Below are 17,065 nucleotides of genomic sequence, written 5' to 3'. Positions count from 1 at the left end.
ATACAGAGAATGGCTATTCAGAAACAAGAAGAGAAAGTGATTGAGTTTAAGCAGGTCAGGAAACAGTACAAAGATTATCAGGCGCTGAAAGGCATTTCTCTGGACGTTTATCGTGGTGAGTTCATTGGTCTGCTCGGCCCGAATGGTGCGGGAAAAACGACACTGGTTGAAATACTGGAAGGACTAAAAAAAGCAGATTCAGGCTCTGTCAGGGTATTGGGAAAAACATGGCAGCATGATGCACCTTATCTGCGTCGGCGTCTCAGCGGAGTCTTGCAGGAAACGTTATTTATCAACAAACTCAGAGTGAAAGAAGTGCTTACTCTGTTCGGTAGTTTCTATGGCTGTTCACGTCATCGGGTGCAGGAAGTGATGGAACTGGTTGAATTAACGGAGAAGCACCGGACTTATGTGGAAGGGTTATCAGGAGGCCAGCGCCAGCGGCTGGCTCTGGGTGTTGCCATTATGAATGAGCCGGAAATTCTGATACTGGATGAGCCGACAACAGGGCTTGATCCGCGTTTCCGGCATGATACATGGGACATTCTGAGCAAACTCAACCGGGAAAAAAAATCCACTATGCTGCTGACAACGCATTATATGGAAGAAGCTGAGTATTTATGTGATCGGATTTGTATCATGAATAAAGGAGAAATTATTGCACAGGGTGGCATGGATGAATTACTGAAAAAATACTGTAACGGCGATCTGATTGAGCTGACGACCCGGTTCCCTGAACGTTTGCAAGCACTGAGCCGGCATAATCGGGTATCAAGTTATGAATACGATGAATCAAAAAACAGGATCCGTATGATAATTGACGATTCAGCCAGCTTTGTGACTGAGCTTTTTGAATGTGCCAAAAAAGCCGATACCGATATCAATGAACTGGTGATCAGAAAGAAAACACTGGATGATTTGTTCATGACACTGGCAGGGAGACGCTTCCATGAATAGTGCGCTGATCAACCTGATGAAAACACAATTCAGGCAATATATCCGTGAGCCGGAAATTCTGTTCTGGTCATTTGGTTTTCCGCTTTTGCTGGTCTGGCTATTAGGGCTTTCGTTCTCATCACAGGATATTCCCGAAAGATATATCGGCATTGTTCTGCCAACAGAAGTGGCGGAACAACAGAAGATCAAACAATGGGGAGAGCAGTTTACAGCGCATGAACACACTATCTCCGGCATTATCAATCAGGATGAAATCAAACGGAATAATCTGGTAAAGGTTAAATATCATATAAAATATTACCCTGACCGTGAAGCGGTGATCCTCGGGTTGAAACGGGGTGATATTCAGATGTTCATTGAACAGAATACACAGGGAAAACAGATTCACTACCTTGATCCACAGGATGGTGATGCTCTGCTGACTTACTATTTGCTCAATCAGCAAGAGGGAAAGCAAACAGATAAAAATCTTTTCATTCTGGAAACACCGGGGCTGCGTTATCTGGATTTTCTGATACCGGGATTACTGGCGATGGCAATAATGGAAACCTGTTTAATTGCCGTCGGCTGGGCACTGGCAGAAAAACGTCTCGCGCGGGTTACTCGTCAGATGTGTATTACACCAATGCGTAAGACCACCTTTCTGATGGCACATATTCTGGCCTGTCTTATCATCAACTTCGTTGAAATACTGATTATTTATCAGTTTGCTAAGATCTATTTTGATATAGAAATACAGGGTTCGTTTTACGCCTTCCTGCTTTTACTTTTTGCCGGGAATATCTGTTTTTCTGGTGTGGCAGTGCTGGTGGCATCCCGGGCACGCAAGGCTCAGACTGCGAACGGCTTACTGGAGGTTTCGATTCTGATACTGGTTTTGTTATCTGGGATCTTTTTCAGCTATAAACACTTTCCACAGTGGATGGTCAACATTGTTGAATATCTTCCGTTAACCATTCTGGCTGATAATATGCGTAAAGTATTTATTGAAGGCGGGGACTTATTACAGGTTGTACCTGCCTCTATTGCACTGGTTGTCATTGGTATCATGACTTTTATATTAGGAATGCGAATTTTCCGCTGGTATTAATCTGTCAGTGGCTGCTTTGGCAGCCACTTGAAAAAGTAGATAATGGAAATATTCCACTCTGGTTGGTTTTTTGTTTTTTTATATGGAAAGTTATATGGAAAGAAATCTGATATAGGAAATTTAAATATTAATTTATGAGATTATAATATGTTAAAAAATATTCCGTATATTATTTTTGACGCAGAACCATTCTGTTTTGGTCCGATATCGACTACATTAAATATTGTGGAACAATTAAAGCATCGAAATAAATTGATATCGGATGCTAAGTTAATTTTATTAGGTACACTTACCTCTTCTCAATTAGGTGAAAAATCGAATTTATTTGATATTATTTATGAGTGTGATACGACTTCTGTTACTGAGCTTTTACGTTATTCAGAGCTGATTTCAGGAGCCAGTCTTTACATTAACAATACCAATCCCGGCTCGATCAATTTTGTTTCGCAACTGGGTACACCCATTGTCTATATCGATACGCTATTCTGGATGTGGAGTAATCTCCACGCTGATCTGCACCAAACCGAAAAAACATTTATTCAGAATTTTCATGGAATAGAACGAAATCTTGCCAAATTCCGTGATAAACTTGGTGATTATCAAGTTATACCCCCCATTCTTTCTGATTCTTTGCAACAATGTTTAATGGATGATCATCCATTAGAAGGTGTATTAATTACCCTTGGTGGTATTGACACGGTTTACAGCGAGACAACTGATTTTTACTACCATTTTCTTCAGGAATTGCTATCTATTCCCAATCTGAAAAATGAAAAAAATATTACGATTGCAGGTGGAGGAAGAACAATCGGAAATCTGAAAAATATACTCGCTGAAACACACCCTCATATCCATGTCGATTGTTTTTCAAGACATGATTTTCTGAAAAAATTACGGCGGGCCCGTAAAGTATTATCGAATGCAGGGCTTACCACATTTTATGAATGTGTTGCGCTTAATAAAGATGTTTTTTTCTTGCCCCCACAAAATTATAGTCAACAATTACAGTTAGAAATATATCTTCAACATTATTATCCCCCTGAGTATGGTTTTCTGTGGCAGCCGGAATATGGATACCCTGAAATCCCCGCCTACTTATCAGAGAGAGACGGGCTAGCATTAACTGATAAATGCATCGATTTATTTATTAATCGTCCTATAGAAAGAAAGCGTGCTCTGGAGATGATTGACCAGTTTCTCTCGAAAGATAAAGTTAATGCTCATTTTTCCCAGGATATCTTTGAACATAATGCGAGTGATATTATTGTCGACTATATTGAAAAAACGTTTTTAGCCAAAAGGTTACAGAGTGAGAGAGAAAAGTAATAGGAATATTGTTACTCTGATTTATTGCGTTCCTGTTTCTTACGATATGAGCGCCAGCGATATCGGGGCCAATAAAAGCTGAATAGGATCATCAGTATGGTCAGTGGTGTTCCGCAAAAAGTGATCATGGTATCAATGGGAAACCCGGCTCGATTTGCAAGAATATAAAGCCCGACTGCTTTTGACAGGTAGACCAAAATCCAGGCGATAGAAACTTCGTGCCATACTCTGTCATAGATGGGCTTGCCATAAACTGAGATAGTTTTTAATCCCGGCATGGCTTGCTCCGCCATTGTTTTTGCAGCCGGCTTTCCTATTAGTGAATAAAAACAGAAGACTGCAACCAGTGATGCCGCACTGCTAATTGAACCGAAAACTTCCTCCAGTTTTTTATCAAACAGGGTATATCCGTGTATATAAAGATAGTGACTTAGCCCTGATACTAACAACAGAGCGATCACTACCCAAATACTTTGTGTTTTACTGATAATCCTGAGAATAACTGAATATATTGTTGTCAGCAGTAAGGCAGTACCTACACCGCCTACATGGAATGCAGCATGATACAGAATAATCGGTATAATCATGTTGAGCATCACATCCCGTGATATTAAATAACGCCAGATAGATAAGTTTGTTTGCTGCATTTTTTTACCTGATATTTAAGGGTATTCGGGCTACATACAAAATGGAAACTAAAAGAAAATAAATAAACATGCTGAATATTAATATATAGTCGGAAATGTTTATCCCGCAAGAAATAAATAGAGTTATATTTTTTATTTGAGATGTCTAAACTATTATTAAACCACTCTGTTTTTTGTTTATGGATATTCTTAATGTTATTTCCAATAAATTATGCTTAATGATATTTAAAGTCAGTAATGTGGCATACGATGATTTCCTTTTCTATCTCTTCAGTTGTTAAGAATGTTCTGAATGCAATGTGATTTTTTTTCGTGTAATTAACATCATTATCAGATAAAAAAACTTCACTGTTGCTGCTTGTTATTTTCATTTTGTATTTTTATAAGTGAATTGTTTTGTTTTTGGATTTTTATCCTGATTGAGAGATGCTTTCAATTCACTTGAATTATTATTGCGTTAATTGGATAAATATCTCTAATTGATGCATGATGATTTGTTAAGTAATCTTATTGTAGTTAAAAGATGTATTTTGCCGTTCTGAACTGAATATATCCGAGAATTAATTGGGTATTAATAAGATAAAGGTGCGAAAACATGAGTGTCTGTGAGTCTAAAGAAATATCAGAAATACAACTAACGCGTTGCATACAAACATTGACACGTGCTTTTGATGGGTATCCTTTGATGCGGCATTTTCTGGCTGAGGATAGTCACCAGCAGAGAGTACAGCGTTATCTGGAGGCTTTTCTTCGAAAAGTCGGTATGGCAGTAGGGCATGTGTGGGCTACTGATGATGGAACGGCTGTGTCTATTTGGACGGCTCCCGGTATTGAAGATGCAGCGTCTGTTTTTGTTCCGCTGTCCGTTGAATTTGAAAAGATCGCAGGAGAAAGAGCGAACATAATGCAGGCATCTGAAGCAGTTATGGCGAAAGAACGCCCTGATTTTCCGTGCTGGTTTTTGGGGGTAGTCGCCGTAGATCCTGACTTTCAGGGAAAGGGGCTGAGTCGTGCGGTTATTGATCCCGGGCTTGAGAGAGCTGAACGTGAAGGGTTTCCTGTGTTTCTTGAAACCTCGAATGAAAAAAACGTCAGAATTTATGAGCGGCTGGGGTTTGAAGTCACCGCTGAATATCCGCTTCCTTTCAATGGTCCCATGATGTACGCAATGCTCAGGCAATGACTCGACTCAGTGCAGAAGTACCAATATTCTTCTGCACTTTTTTCTGTTTCAGTTCTCTGAAAAAGTACATTCCCTTTATTTAGTTGATTAACGGGAAGATCATTCATGTAACCGGAAGTTGTTGAACTATCATCAGGCCAGTTTATCTGAATAGTCATGATAATATCTGAGATTTAATTAATATAATCTATTGATTTTAAATAACTATATTTATTTTTTTGTAAAAATTCGTATTTGCAAATATTTTTTAATATACCTGATTGTAAAATGTACCTTCAATAAATGAATAATTACCGAGCAAAACACGGCTGTTTTTCGCTCTGCCTAATTATATACCTCCTTTTATTTATTTTTTATGCAATGTTTATGCATAAACTGAATAAAAAATCATTTTTATAAATTGTGAAAAACATCAAAAAAGTAAATTCATTGTGATTACGTTGTGTTGACTTTGTTAAAAATCAAAGAGATGATGCGATTAATTGTTAATCAGGCCTGGCAATGAAAGGTGTTGAAAGATTAATTTTAAGTTTCAGAAAAGCATTGATTCAATGAATGAATAAAACTAAAAATTAATAGAAATAATTAATGGAAAATATGAGCATATCCATTAATTTAAAAGACTCTTTAAATACACGCCTATTACCACCTTTCTTGTTAATTATTCGAGGTAAAACAAATGACGAAAGAAATTCAGAGAAGTTGGTTTGAACAGTATATGGTTCCTTGTTTCGCACCAGCTCCGTTTATTCCTGTCAGAGCTAAAGGCTCCAGAGTATGGGATCAGGATGAAAAAGAATACGTTGATTTTGCTGGAGGTATTGCTGTTAACGCATTAGGACATGCTAATAATGAATTAAAAGAAACATTAAACAATCAAATGGAAAACCTCTGGCATATTGGTAATGGTTACACTAATGAACCGGTCTTAAAGCTGGCAAAAGATTTAGTCGAGAATACCTTTTCTGATAAGGTTTTTTTCTGTAACTCTGGTGCTGAAGCAAATGAAGCTGCGCTGAAAATTGCCAGAAAATATGCTTTAGATAAACATGGCAGCCATAAAAGCGAAATTATCTCATTTGAAAACTCTTTTCACGGAAGAACATTATTTACAGTGACAGTAGGTGGACAACCTAAATATTCACAAGATTTTGCTCCTCTTCCACAACAAATCACTCATCTCCCTTATAACGATATTGAAGCCATTAAAGCACATATTTCTGATAAAACCTGTGCCGTCATTGTTGAACCCATTATCGGCGAAGGTGGTGTTATCCCGGCAACGCCAGATTTTCTGAAGGCGTTAAGAGAGCTGTGTGATGAATATCAGGCATTGCTGATTTATGACGAAATACAGACCGGAATTGGCCGCACGGGGTATCTGTATGCCTATGAAGAAACGGGAATTGAGCCGGATATACTGACCAGTGCAAAAGGATTGGGCGGTGGGTTCCCAATCGGAGCGATGCTGGTTAAACAGCATGTTGCAGAAGTATTCCAGCCGGGTTCACATGGCACGACATTCGGTGGTAACCCACTGGCAAGTGCAGTTGCTCATAAAGTGCTGAACATAGTGAACCAGAAGGCGTTTTTGGCAGGTGTGCAGGAGCGCCATCAGGAATTCATCCGGCATATGACTGATTTGAACCAGCGTTACCAAGTGTTTAGTGAAATACGTGGTAAAGGGTTATTGCTGGGCGCAGAACTGGCGGACAAATATCAGGGTAAAGCGAAAACATTAACCAATCTTGCTGCGGAAGAAGGGTTAATCGCGCTGATTGCTGGGCCGAATGTACTGCGTTTTGCTCCGGCATTAAATATTGAACAACAGGATATCAACGACGGTTTTGCCCGGCTTGAAAATGCCCTCAAGCGATTTGTTCAGGAATAAACCCAGTTTTTGAGGTGATATCATGATGCTATTTAGATCCGTTCAACATAAAGATTTGGGGGATATCCTCGATCTCTCGTCTCGCGCTGGAGTGGGTTTGACGTCGTTGCCAAATAATCAGGAATATCTGGCAGCCCGGATTTCACGCAGCATTGATTCATTCCATGATGGGCGCGAGCGTTCACAACAGGGATTCTTGTTTACTCTGGAAGACACGGAAAAGCATCGTGTTGTTGGGGTGAGTGCACTGGAGGTTGCGGTTGGGCTGGAGGAGCCTTTCTACAATTACCGTGTTCATAAATCGGTGCGCTCATCCCGTGAATTGGGAATTTACAATTCGTTTGAGACTTTGATTGTAGGGCAGGATCACACCGGATACAGTGAGTTGTGCACCCTGTTCCTTGACCCGGCTTATCATGGGGGGCGCAATGGTATTTTCCTTTCCAGAAGCCGCTTTTTATTTATTTCAGCGTTTCGCCATCTTTTTCCGAAAACTATTTTTGCGGAAATGCGCGGAGTAGTTAATGAACAGGGTGAATCACCATTCTGGAATGCACTTGGGCAACACTTTTTCAACGTCCCGTTTGCGCAGGCTGATTATCTGACAGGCATTGGCACCAAAACATTTATTGCTGAACTTATGCCGTTCCATCCGATTTATGTTCCTTTGTTGCCGGAAGAGGCACAGCGGGCTATCGGGCAGGTACATGAGAATACAGTGCCGGCCCGCGCGATTCTGGAAAAAGAAGGTTTTTCCTACCACGGTATGGTCGATATTTTTGATGCCGGCGCTATTTTGCAGGCTGAGATCGATGATGTGCGAACCGTAAAAGCCAGCCGGCTAGTGTCTGTTAAAAGAAAAGAGAATGCCTTCAGACAGAGTGATGGCAGGCTATGCATTGTTTCTAACCTACATTTTCAGGATTTTAAAGCGTTGCTGCTGAATATCTCTGACGCTATTGATAGTGATGAACTGCGCCTGACTGGCGCAGAAATGGAAGCACTTCAGGTAGAGGAAGGGGATTTAGTTCGCTGTGCTGCTCTTTTTTCCGAGGAAACTTCACAATGAGTGATCAGGCAAATTACATTGATGGTAAGTGGGTAACCGGGCAGGGTGTGCAGGTAGTTAAACATTCGCCTATTGATCAGCAAATTCTGTGGCAGGCACGCAGTGCTTCTGTTAAGCAAGTGGAAGAAGCTGGTCTGGCAGCACGCAGGGCATTTTCAGACTGGGCAAAGCTGGCAGTTGAAAAACGTATTGCCATTGTTCAGGCATTCGCTGATTTACTGGCACAGGAAAAAGAAACAATTGCCCGTGTGATAAGTGAAGAAACCAGCAAACCATTGTGGGAAACCCGGACAGAAGTTCAGTCTATGATTGGTAAAGTTGCTATTTCCATTGAGGCATGGCAGCAACGGACAGGTTATTCAGAAACCGCTATGCCGGATGGAAAGGCAATATTACAACATCGTCCTCACGGCGTGATGGCCGTTTTTGGGCCTTATAATTTCCCCGGTCATTTACCTAACGGCCATATTGTTCCTGCTTTGATTGCCGGTAACACATTAATCTTTAAGCCAAGTGAATTAACGCCGATCACAGCAGAAAAAACCGTGGAGTTATGGATAAAAGCCGGATTACCTGCGGGGGTATTGAACCTCATTCAGGGGGGCAGGGAAACCGGTGGTGCGTTACTGGATTGTCGGGAGATCGACGGAGTACTGTTCACGGGCAGTGCAACAACCGGTTTTCATTTCCACCGCCTGTTGGCTGGTCAGCCGGAAAAAATGCTGGCACTGGAGATGGGGGGAAATAATGCCCTGATTGTCGATGATTATGATGATCTTGATGCGGCAGTGTATACCATTATCCAGTCTGCTTTTATTTCCGCGGGGCAGCGCTGTACTTGTGCCCGCCGATTGTTGGTAAAACAGGGTGAGAAGGGCAATGCCCTGATTCAACGGCTGACTGAAGCTGCTCGTCAGATAGTCCCGTCCCGTTGGGATGCTGAACCTCAGCCTTTTATGGGCGGAGTGATCTCTTTGGCAGCGGCAGAAAGTCTGCTGAATGCTCAATCAGGGTTGCTGGCACTGGGCGGCAAGGCTCTGCTGACACTCACACAACCGGATCCGCATTCAACCTTTATGACCCCCGGCATTATTGAACTGACAGGCATTAGTCAGGTTCCTGATGAAGAGTATTTCGGCCCTCTGCTGACCTTGCAGCGTTATGACACCTTTGAGGAAGCGATTTCCATCGCCAATGATACCCGTTTCGGTCTGGCGACAGGGTTGATTTCACCTGATGAGAGCCTTTTCCTTCGATTACAGGAAGAAGCAAGAGCCGGGATTGTGAACTGGAACAAACCACTGACCGGCGCTTCCAGTAAGGCACCTTTTGGTGGGATTGGAGCATCAGGTAATCATCGTCCAAGTGCTTACTATGCTGCTGATTATTGTGCATGGCCAATGGCATCTTTGGTGACGGACAAACTGTCTCTGCCAGACACATTCGTCCCCGGGCTTGATTTTTTCCGCTCTTAATTTTTTCAGTTAGCTTTTTTCTGACCAGCCGGTTTCTAAAGACCAGCTGGTTTTCTAAGGACAGCAGGGAGAACAGAGGTCACTATGTCGGGAATTGAAGCAAATTTTGATGGTTTAGTGGGAATGACCCACCATTATGCCGGGTTATCAATGGGCAATGAAGCCTCGATAAATCATCGCGGGCAGAAATCCAACCCTCGTAAGGCGGCCTTACAAGGGTTAACAAAGATGAAAGCACTGTCGGATATGGGATTAGTGCAGGGGGTTTTACCTCCACAACAGCGGCCTGATTTATCTGCTTTACGGCAGCTAGGGTTTACGGGAAATGATGCACAGGTGCTGAATAAAGCGGCAAAGTATTCACCATTGCTGTTATCCAACCTCAGCTCAGCCTCTTCCATGTGGACAGCTAATGCAGCAACAGTATCTCCTTCTGCTGATAGTGCTGACCAATGCGTCCATTTCACGGTGGCAAACTTAAATAACAAACTCCATCGTTCACTGGAAAGTGTGACAACATCCCGGGCGTTAAAAGCGGTTTTTTCAGATCCGAATTACTTTGTTCACCATGCACCATTACCTCAACATGCTGACTGGGGAGATGAAGGCGCGGCAAACCATAACCGTTTTTGTGGTGAATATGACGAAGCGGGTGTGCAGCTATTTGTATATGGCCGCAGTGCTTTCCGGGCAGGGCCTGTACCAGAGCGTTATCCCGCCCGCCAGACACTGGAAGCGAGTGAAGCCATTGCACGCTTACATCAGTTAGATGAAAGGCAAACTGTTTTTGCTCAACAGAACCCTATCGCCATTGATAGCGGCGTTTTCCATAACGATGTCATTGCGGTCAGTAACAGGAATGTATTCTTTTATCATGAGCAAGCATTTTTAAATCAGCAGTCAGTCTTGGCTGAAATTGAGGAAAAGCTGGCGCACCTGGGGCAAAACCTGATCCCTGTTGAAGTGCCTGCATCAAAGGTATCCATGCAGGATGCAGTCAGTTCTTATCTTTTCAACAGCCAGTTATTGAGCCTGTCAGATGGCAGTATGGCGCTGATTTTACCGGAAGAGTGCCGCCAGAATACCAACGTATCATCCTATCTACAGTCTCTGGTTGCGACGGGTGAGAGCCCTATCAGTCAACTCCATTTCTTTGATTTGCGCGAAAGTATGCGTAATGGCGGTGGGCCTGCCTGCTTGCGCCTTCGGGTGGCGATGCAAGAAAAAGAACTGGCAGCGGTTAATCCGGCAGTGATTATGACACCGGATCTGTATCTGAGCTTAACTGACTGGGTTGAGCGCCATTATCGAGATTCTTTATATACCGCTGATCTGGCAGATCCTCAGTTGCTGACAGAAGTCTGCTCCGCTCTGGATGAATTAACCCAGATCCTCAGACTTGGTTCAATCTATGAATTTCAGCGTTAATCAGGAGGATTGATGGATTTACTTTCCCCATTACTTGAAAAGAAACTTGAAAGTACACTGAGTTTCCCGTCGACATTAACCACTAAATGGCTGGCAGATGGTGTATTACAGCTGATCCCGCAAGAGAGTAAAAGCGATACGCTGATTATTTCCGCAGGAATTCATGGTAATGAAACGGCCCCGATTGAAATACTGCTCCAGCTATTAACACAACTGGTGCAGGGGAGTCTGTCGTTGCAGCATAACCTGCTGCTCATTTTCGGCAATTTGCCTGCCATGCGTGAAAGCAAGCGCTATATCCATAACGATCTGAATCGCATGTTTGGTGGCCGGTATCAGAATTTTCCTTCCGGAAATGAGACACAGCGTGCAGTTGAGCTGGAATCTGTGATACAGCGTTTTTTTCAGGAGCCTGCGGTTATGGCATCAACACGCCGCTGGCATCTTGACCTGCATACAGCAATTCGTGGCTCCTGCCATGAACAGTTTGCCTTGCTGCCTTTCCAGCAGCGTGAATATTCGCCTGACCTCCTACAATGGCTGGAAGGCAGTGATATTGATGCGATGGTTTTTCATAAAAGTGAAGGCGGAACATTCAGCCAATTTACCAGCCAGTATTTCAATGTAGATAGTTGCACGATGGAAATTGGCAAAGTCTACTCGTTCGGGCAGAACGATCTGGCTAAATTCAGCAATATTACAACAGCATTACAGAAGTTGATTGCTGGCGTATTTTCTGTGAAGCGGCAAAAGCCGGAAATAAAACGTTACCGGGCAGTCGATTCAATTATCAAACAGGACAGTAGTTTCCGGCTTCATATTCCGGAGGATACAAAAAACTTCACGGCCCTGCCGGACGGTTTTGAAATTGCCAGTCAGGAAAATCAATCCTGGAAAATTACTTCTCCGGCAAACTTTATTTTATTTCCTAACGCTAACGTTGCCATTGGTCTGAGGGCAGGCCTGTTATTGGAGCAATTAACCTGATCAATTCATATCTATTCATATAAGAAAACCCTGGAGGTTAATGATGACGAATACGGTAAAAACACCTGCGGAGCAATCCGCAGGTGCGCAGAAACTTCACCGTGGATTAGGAAAACGTCATGTCCAGTTGATTGCCATTGGCGGTGCCATCGGGACTGGTCTATTCATGGGAACAGGGAAGACTATAGCTGTATCAGGAACTTCTATTATTCTGACTTACCTGCTGATCGGCTTTTTTGCCTTTATGGTGATGCGGGCGATGGGAGAGTTGTTACTCTCCAACTTGGATTACCGTACCTTTGCTGATTTTGTCGCTGACTATCTTGGGGAAAAAGCCAGTTATTTTCTGGGCTGGACATACTGGATGAGCTGGGTAGTGAGTTGTATTGCGGATGTCGTGGTCTGTGGTGGCTATATTCAGTATTGGTTTCCTGATATTTCCCTCTGGTTTACCGCGCTGTTTATTCTTGGATTAATGTGTTTATGTAACTTTTTTTCAGTCCGGTTGTTCGGTGAGACGGAATTCTGGTTTGCCATGATTAAGGTTGTGGCGATAGTTGCACTGATTATTGTTGGTGTGGGTATGGTTGCTATTGGCTGGACATCACCAAATGGTGTCACGGCTTCTGTTCGCCATCTGACTAACCCGGAAGTTTTTCTGCCCAATGGTGTATTTGGTTTTCTGGCCGGTTTTCAGATTGCGATTTTCTCTTTTACTGGTATTGAACTAGTGGGCACTGTTACCGCTGAGACGAAAGAGCCGGAGAAGATTTTACCGAAATCCATCAACAGTATTCCCATTCGCGTTATTATCTTTTATGTGTTTTCCATGATGTGCATTATTGCCGTGACTTCATGGCCTCACATTTCTCCGGAAGTCAGCCCGTTCGTTACGCTATTTGCACTGGCAGGATTACCGGCTGCCGCCGCAGTGATTAATTTTGTGGCACTGACATCGGCAATGTCTTCAGCAAACAGCGGATTATATGCCTGTACCCGTATGTTATATGGCCTGTCCACTGAAAAATTGGCTCATGGTTGGTTCGGGCGGCTTTCAGTAAATAGTGCAATTCCTGTTTTCAGCCTGATATTTTCTGTTGTTTGCATGGCAAGTGGTGTACTTCTCTTGTTTATCGTTCCCGATGTGATGAAGTTATTTACCATTGTTTCCACTGTAGCCGCCATCATGGTTGTTTATAGCTGGTGTATGATATTGCTTGCTTATCTGGCTTACCGTAAAAAACGTCCTGACTTACATGAGAAATCCATCTATAAAATGCCGATGGGCATTCCGATGACATGGTGCACTCTGATATTTTTCGCTTTTACCGTGGTTATCATGATTTTTGATTACGATACGCGTATTGCCTTATATGGCACACCAATCTGGTTTGTTATCCTTGAGGTTTTATGGCGTATGCGGAAAAAGCGGCAGCAGCAAAGAAGGGTTATAGATGCAGTTGATTAATTGATAATGTTGAGGATTCATTGAGCCAAAAGATCTGTTTAAATGCTATTTATAGCGCTCGGCATTATCTTATGTTTAATAGCCAGCCAGATGGCTTTTTCCACCGAATCATCTGGCCGGAATATAAGGTAAAGTCAGCGTTCTAAAGCCTCTACGCGCAAACCTGCTGCCCGCCATCCCGGAAAACCTTCTCCGACTCGCAGCGCTTTAAATCCTTCCGACCGCAGTAATGAAACAGCCTGAACAGAGAGTACACAGTATCGTCCGCCACAGTAAGCGAGAATATCCTGATTACGTGGTAACTCATCAAGGTGGTGTTCAAGGGTTTCTGTCGGTATGTTAATGGCGCCGGGAATATGCCCTGCGGCGTAATCTTCTTCTGAGCGGACATCCAGCAATAGTACCCCGTCTTCTTGTCTGCTGAGCAATTCTTCAATAGAAATACCTTCGAAGTGCTCCGGATAACGAATGCTGTCAGAAACGACACGCTGGATCTCAGTTTGCTGATAGGCGAGATAGTCCCGTAAAGCAACAAGTATGTTTGCTACCGGTCCATCGCCAATTCTGTACAGAACATGCTTGCCTTCACGACGGGTCTGGACGAATCCGGCACGTCGCAATTGCTGTAAATGCTGTGAAGTATTGGTAATGGATAGCCCGGATATTTCTGCTAAATATTCCACTGAACTTTCACGCCTAAATACGGCTTCAAGCAGGGTTAGTCGATGTGAGTGCCCGAGTGTTTTAGCAAAATCAGCCATTTCATTAATAGCATGAGCAGTAGGATCAACTGTTTTCATAAGCAACCGTTTCAGATAACAAAAAGTTCGAATATCGAAATGTGCAATATAAATAGCATAGTTAATTCATCTTCACCATTGATCCATTAATTGTTGGAATGATAGATTAATGACCTGATCGCAAAATGAGCAACCCTATGTATAAAACTGATGAGGTAATTTATGAGTTCTAATATTGCCCCTTCTTGGGGGGAACTACTTTCCGGCCGCAACGGCCTGATTTCAATTGCACTCGCAGGTGGCGTCGCATTACATGCAATCAATATCTATATTGCTACAACAATTCTGCCATCCGTTGTTCGGGATATTGGCGGGCTTGAGTATTATACATGGAATACAACTTTATTCATGGTCGCATCAATTATTGGTGCGCCATTGTCTAAAAACGTGCTGAGTCGTTTCGGACCTCGCGCTGCTTATCTTGTGGCGCTTGTCGTTTTTTGTGCAGGAACGCTGATATGCGCAGCAGCAACAGATATGCAGTGGATGCTTGTTGGGCGTTTTATACAGGGTTTTGGTGGCGGGATTTTGTTTGCCCTCAGTTACGCACTCATTCGTATTGTATTTGATGAACGATTATGGCCCCGAGCGATGGCGATGGTATCTGGTATGTGGGGCATTGCAACACTTTGTGGCCCGGCTATTGGTGGGATTTTTGCGAACGGGGATACATGGCGTCTCGCATTTATTGCTCTTTTGCCGGTTGCTGCTGTACTTGCTGTGATTGTGCTTGTTCAGTTGGCGATTTATCAAAAATCTGTGGTGCAGACAGAGCGGGCTGCAATTGGCAAGATCCTGCTACTTGGTGTATCAGTGCTTATTATTTCGATGGCAAGCCTGTCGAAGTTGGTTTTTATCAATATTGCTGGTGTCGTTATGGGACTTGCGATTGTGGTATTGATTGCCCGCTTTGATCGTGAATCGAAAATTAAACTGTTGCCGACAGGTGCTTATGATATCCGTGCTCCTCTTGGCGCCATTTATGCCTGTATGAGCCTGCTTGTTATCGGTATGACAACTGAGATATTTGTACCTTATTTTTTGCAGGTCATTCATGGTTATCGTCCACTAATAGCGGGTTATGCGACTGCATTGATGGCGGCGGGCTGGACGCTTGGTTCGTTGTTCAGTTCCGGGCGTAGCACACAGATTGCACAGATGTTGGTTCGGCATGGCCCCATTCTTGTTGTAATTGCGCTTATCATGCTGGCAATCATCATGCCATCGCAATATCTGTTCAGCCCGGCTTTCGGCATTATATTGATGTGTATTGCACTTGCTGCGGTTGGTATTGGCATTGGCGCTGCCTGGCCGCATATGCTCACACAGGTATTTATGAGCGCGCCTGTCGGTCAGGAAGATCTGGCATCGACCTCGATCACAACCGTGCAATTGTACGCGACAGCAATCGGCTCCGCACTTGCTGGTATTGTGGCAAACATTGCCGGATTCTCTGAACCGGGTGGTTTAGCCGGCGCTCAAGGTGCCGCAGTGTGGCTGTTTGCGGTCTTTGCGATAGCTCCGGTGCTAGCTGCATTTGTTGTGCGTCGTGTACGTATTGGGTGATAAATTAATCAGGCGCTGGTCACTTATGTTGGTGATTAGTGCCTTTTTGTCAGCATTTTTATCAGGCTAATTTATAAGTAATACACTCCGTCAATAAAACTGAAATTAAAAGAGGTAGGGATTATTTTAATTGGGATATTGGTTTGTAACTTTTTTTAGGTAATCTATTTTTCATATTTAATTTTTATGTTTTAATTTGTTTAAAATAGAGTAACTATTATTGGTACAGGTGTTTTACTTGTTGGTATATTTATTTGTTAATCACATTCGGTGAAAAAATGGAATGGATGTTTTTTTAATATTTCTAGTTTAATATAAGAGGCTTCATTGGCTTGATATATAAAATCAATCTGTTTAACCTTTAGGTTTATCTCACAATGAACCTTAAGGGAAATGAAAATGCCAAAAAAAACATTAAGTAATGGTGTTATTTTTTATACTGGAAAAAATTATAGTGGAAGCTTGTATGAATATCCAGAAAATAGTAAAGAAGTAAATTTGATTGGTACACCATTAAATGATAAATTTCTTTCTGTTGAAATAGGAACAAATTCTATTGTGTTTGCCTGGAGACATGGCAGTGATAGCCAATCTGGGCAAATTTACCGTGAGTGGGATACAAGCCAGCCAGATATCAGTGATATCGAAGGGTTATCAAAATTTATAGTCTCTCCGGTAAACCGTGATTTACTGGCTATAAAATTAATTAACAAATCAGGTATTAATCAAGTGTTTAGGGCTAACATTAGGACTTATACAATTCCTGATCCTGTAGATTGTCTTTCAGGCGGAGATTATGAAGTTGTTGGTCTAATTCCCAAAGATGGTCAGATGTATATTACCTCTGTTGTTGTTTTTGATCAGAATAATATTCCAGTTACTCAAGGTGCGGTTTATTTTAAATATAATGGAACTGATATTGATATTATCACTTATAATGAAACCAAGCCTCTTTATATGAAATTTGAAAAAGAAGATAATTATAGGTTTAATTTTATCTTGGAAAAACTTCCTGTTAATCAGTAAAATAAAAGCAATTCACTAGTAAAAATAAAGGGGATGTATTTGAAATATATACACAATGGATTTCAAGGCATGTAGCCAACAAAGAGGCAACCTGTAAGATGAAATGTATACATCCCTGATAATAAATAAGTCGATTTCCAAGTCACATAACT

General features: G+C 42.4%; 14 protein-coding genes. 12 read left to right on the top strand and 2 right to left on the bottom strand.

The features are described 5' to 3' along the window. The first annotated feature begins 9 nt into the window (after window positions 1-9). From AACS92_RS07855 to AACS92_RS07845, 3 genes are all read left to right on the top strand, one after another. Window positions 10-957, top strand: coding sequence for an ABC transporter ATP-binding protein (locus AACS92_RS07855; RefSeq protein WP_099108412.1), 948 nt, complete (start codon window positions 10-12; stop codon window positions 955-957). Next, on the top strand, window positions 950-2,047 hold the full coding sequence (locus AACS92_RS07850) for an ABC transporter permease (RefSeq protein ID WP_099108411.1): 1,098 nt from the start codon (window positions 950-952) through the stop codon (window positions 2,045-2,047). Before AACS92_RS07855 ends, AACS92_RS07850 begins: the two co-directional genes overlap by 8 nt. 147 nt (window positions 2,048-2,194) lie before the next feature. Beyond that, the gene (locus tag AACS92_RS07845; protein WP_099108410.1) at window positions 2,195-3,373 is read left to right on the top strand and encodes a hypothetical protein; all 1,179 of its coding nucleotides are present in this window, start codon (window positions 2,195-2,197) and stop codon (window positions 3,371-3,373) included. An 11-nt stretch (window positions 3,374-3,384) separates the two neighbouring features. Here AACS92_RS07845 and AACS92_RS07840 read toward each other — a convergent pair whose 3' ends face one another. Further along, entirely contained in the window at window positions 3,385-4,020 is a 636-nt protein-coding gene (locus AACS92_RS07840) for a hypothetical protein (RefSeq protein ID WP_099108409.1), read from the bottom strand. A 595-nt stretch (window positions 4,021-4,615) separates the two neighbouring features. Between AACS92_RS07840 and AACS92_RS07835 the strand changes: the two genes are divergently transcribed. The 7 genes from AACS92_RS07835 to AACS92_RS07805 all read left to right on the top strand — a co-directional run bounded on the left by AACS92_RS07835 (window position 4,616) and on the right by AACS92_RS07805 (window position 13,521). Next, window positions 4,616-5,203, top strand: coding sequence for a GNAT family N-acetyltransferase (locus AACS92_RS07835; RefSeq protein ID WP_099108408.1), 588 nt, complete (start codon window positions 4,616-4,618; stop codon window positions 5,201-5,203). A 679-nt stretch (window positions 5,204-5,882) separates the two neighbouring features. Continuing rightward, window positions 5,883-7,094: an aspartate aminotransferase family protein gene (locus tag AACS92_RS07830; protein ID WP_099108407.1), complete on the top strand. Its 1,212-nt coding sequence runs from the start codon at window positions 5,883-5,885 to the stop codon at window positions 7,092-7,094. A gap of 22 nt (window positions 7,095-7,116) precedes the next feature. Further along, the gene (gene astA / locus AACS92_RS07825; RefSeq protein ID WP_099108406.1) at window positions 7,117-8,163 is read left to right on the top strand and encodes an arginine N-succinyltransferase; all 1,047 of its coding nucleotides are present in this window, start codon (window positions 7,117-7,119) and stop codon (window positions 8,161-8,163) included. Continuing rightward, window positions 8,160-9,638, top strand: a complete 1,479-nt coding sequence (gene astD / locus AACS92_RS07820) for a succinylglutamate-semialdehyde dehydrogenase (protein WP_099108405.1) — start codon at window positions 8,160-8,162, stop codon at window positions 9,636-9,638. Before astA ends, astD begins: the two co-directional genes overlap by 4 nt. Window positions 9,639-9,722: 84 nt before the next feature. After that, the gene (gene astB / locus AACS92_RS07815; RefSeq protein ID WP_099108404.1) at window positions 9,723-11,066 is read left to right on the top strand and encodes an N-succinylarginine dihydrolase; all 1,344 of its coding nucleotides are present in this window, start codon (window positions 9,723-9,725) and stop codon (window positions 11,064-11,066) included. A 12-nt stretch (window positions 11,067-11,078) separates the two neighbouring features. Beyond that, window positions 11,079-12,053, top strand: coding sequence for a succinylglutamate desuccinylase (gene astE, locus AACS92_RS07810; RefSeq protein ID WP_099108403.1), 975 nt, complete (start codon window positions 11,079-11,081; stop codon window positions 12,051-12,053). Window positions 12,054-12,096: 43 nt separating this feature from the next. Beyond that, window positions 12,097-13,521: an amino acid permease gene (locus AACS92_RS07805; RefSeq protein ID WP_099108402.1), complete on the top strand. Its 1,425-nt coding sequence runs from the start codon at window positions 12,097-12,099 to the stop codon at window positions 13,519-13,521. 134 nt (window positions 13,522-13,655) lie between these two features. On the opposite strand, the gene AACS92_RS07800 is transcribed toward AACS92_RS07805, so the two are convergent. Further along, window positions 13,656-14,321 carry an ArsR/SmtB family transcription factor gene (locus AACS92_RS07800; RefSeq protein ID WP_099108401.1) on the bottom strand — a complete coding sequence of 222 codons (666 nt, stop codon included), beginning with the start codon at window positions 14,319-14,321 and terminating at the stop codon, window positions 13,656-13,658. Window positions 14,322-14,483: 162 nt separating this feature from the next. Here AACS92_RS07800 and AACS92_RS07795 point away from each other — a divergent pair, with 162 nt between their 5' ends. Further along, window positions 14,484-15,887 (top strand): MFS transporter, encoded by a 1,404-nt coding sequence (locus AACS92_RS07795; protein WP_099108400.1) that lies wholly within the window; start codon window positions 14,484-14,486, stop codon window positions 15,885-15,887. 399 nt (window positions 15,888-16,286) lie between these two features. Next, on the top strand, window positions 16,287-16,913 hold the full coding sequence (locus tag AACS92_RS07790; protein ID WP_099108399.1) for a beta/gamma crystallin domain-containing protein: 627 nt from the start codon (window positions 16,287-16,289) through the stop codon (window positions 16,911-16,913). The last annotated feature ends 152 nt before the right edge of the window (window positions 16,914-17,065 follow it).

The organism is Xenorhabdus sp. KJ12.1 (assembly GCF_963876495.1).
Lineage (GTDB): Bacteria > Pseudomonadota > Gammaproteobacteria > Enterobacterales > Enterobacteriaceae > Xenorhabdus > Xenorhabdus stockiae.
The sequence above is the reverse complement of the archived record's forward strand: the minus strand, read 5'-3'. Positions and strand labels throughout refer to the sequence as shown.

What these genes read in the sequence shown, in the direction of transcription:
- AACS92_RS07835 (WP_099108408.1), top strand. Translation starts at nt 4,616, where the DNA reads ATGAGTGTCTGTGAGTCTAAAGAAATATCAGAAATACAACTAACGCGT.
- AACS92_RS07840 (WP_099108409.1), bottom strand. Translation starts at nt 4,020, where the DNA reads ATGCAGCAAACAAACTTATCTATCTGGCGTTATTTAATATCACGGGAT.
- AACS92_RS07855 (WP_099108412.1), top strand. Translation starts at nt 10, where the DNA reads ATGGCTATTCAGAAACAAGAAGAGAAAGTGATTGAGTTTAAGCAGGTC.
- AACS92_RS07845 (WP_099108410.1), top strand. Translation starts at nt 2,195, where the DNA reads ATGTTAAAAAATATTCCGTATATTATTTTTGACGCAGAACCATTCTGT.
- AACS92_RS07795 (WP_099108400.1), top strand. Translation starts at nt 14,484, where the DNA reads ATGAGTTCTAATATTGCCCCTTCTTGGGGGGAACTACTTTCCGGCCGC.
- astA (WP_099108406.1), top strand. Translation starts at nt 7,117, where the DNA reads ATGATGCTATTTAGATCCGTTCAACATAAAGATTTGGGGGATATCCTC.
- AACS92_RS07830 (WP_099108407.1), top strand. Translation starts at nt 5,883, where the DNA reads ATGACGAAAGAAATTCAGAGAAGTTGGTTTGAACAGTATATGGTTCCT.
- astD (WP_099108405.1), top strand. Translation starts at nt 8,160, where the DNA reads ATGAGTGATCAGGCAAATTACATTGATGGTAAGTGGGTAACCGGGCAG.
- AACS92_RS07850 (WP_099108411.1), top strand. Translation starts at nt 950, where the DNA reads ATGAATAGTGCGCTGATCAACCTGATGAAAACACAATTCAGGCAATAT.
- AACS92_RS07800 (WP_099108401.1), bottom strand. Translation starts at nt 14,321, where the DNA reads ATGAAAACAGTTGATCCTACTGCTCATGCTATTAATGAAATGGCTGAT.
- AACS92_RS07790 (WP_099108399.1), top strand. Translation starts at nt 16,287, where the DNA reads ATGCCAAAAAAAACATTAAGTAATGGTGTTATTTTTTATACTGGAAAA.
- astE (WP_099108403.1), top strand. Translation starts at nt 11,079, where the DNA reads ATGGATTTACTTTCCCCATTACTTGAAAAGAAACTTGAAAGTACACTG.
- AACS92_RS07805 (WP_099108402.1), top strand. Translation starts at nt 12,097, where the DNA reads ATGACGAATACGGTAAAAACACCTGCGGAGCAATCCGCAGGTGCGCAG.
- astB (WP_099108404.1), top strand. Translation starts at nt 9,723, where the DNA reads ATGTCGGGAATTGAAGCAAATTTTGATGGTTTAGTGGGAATGACCCAC.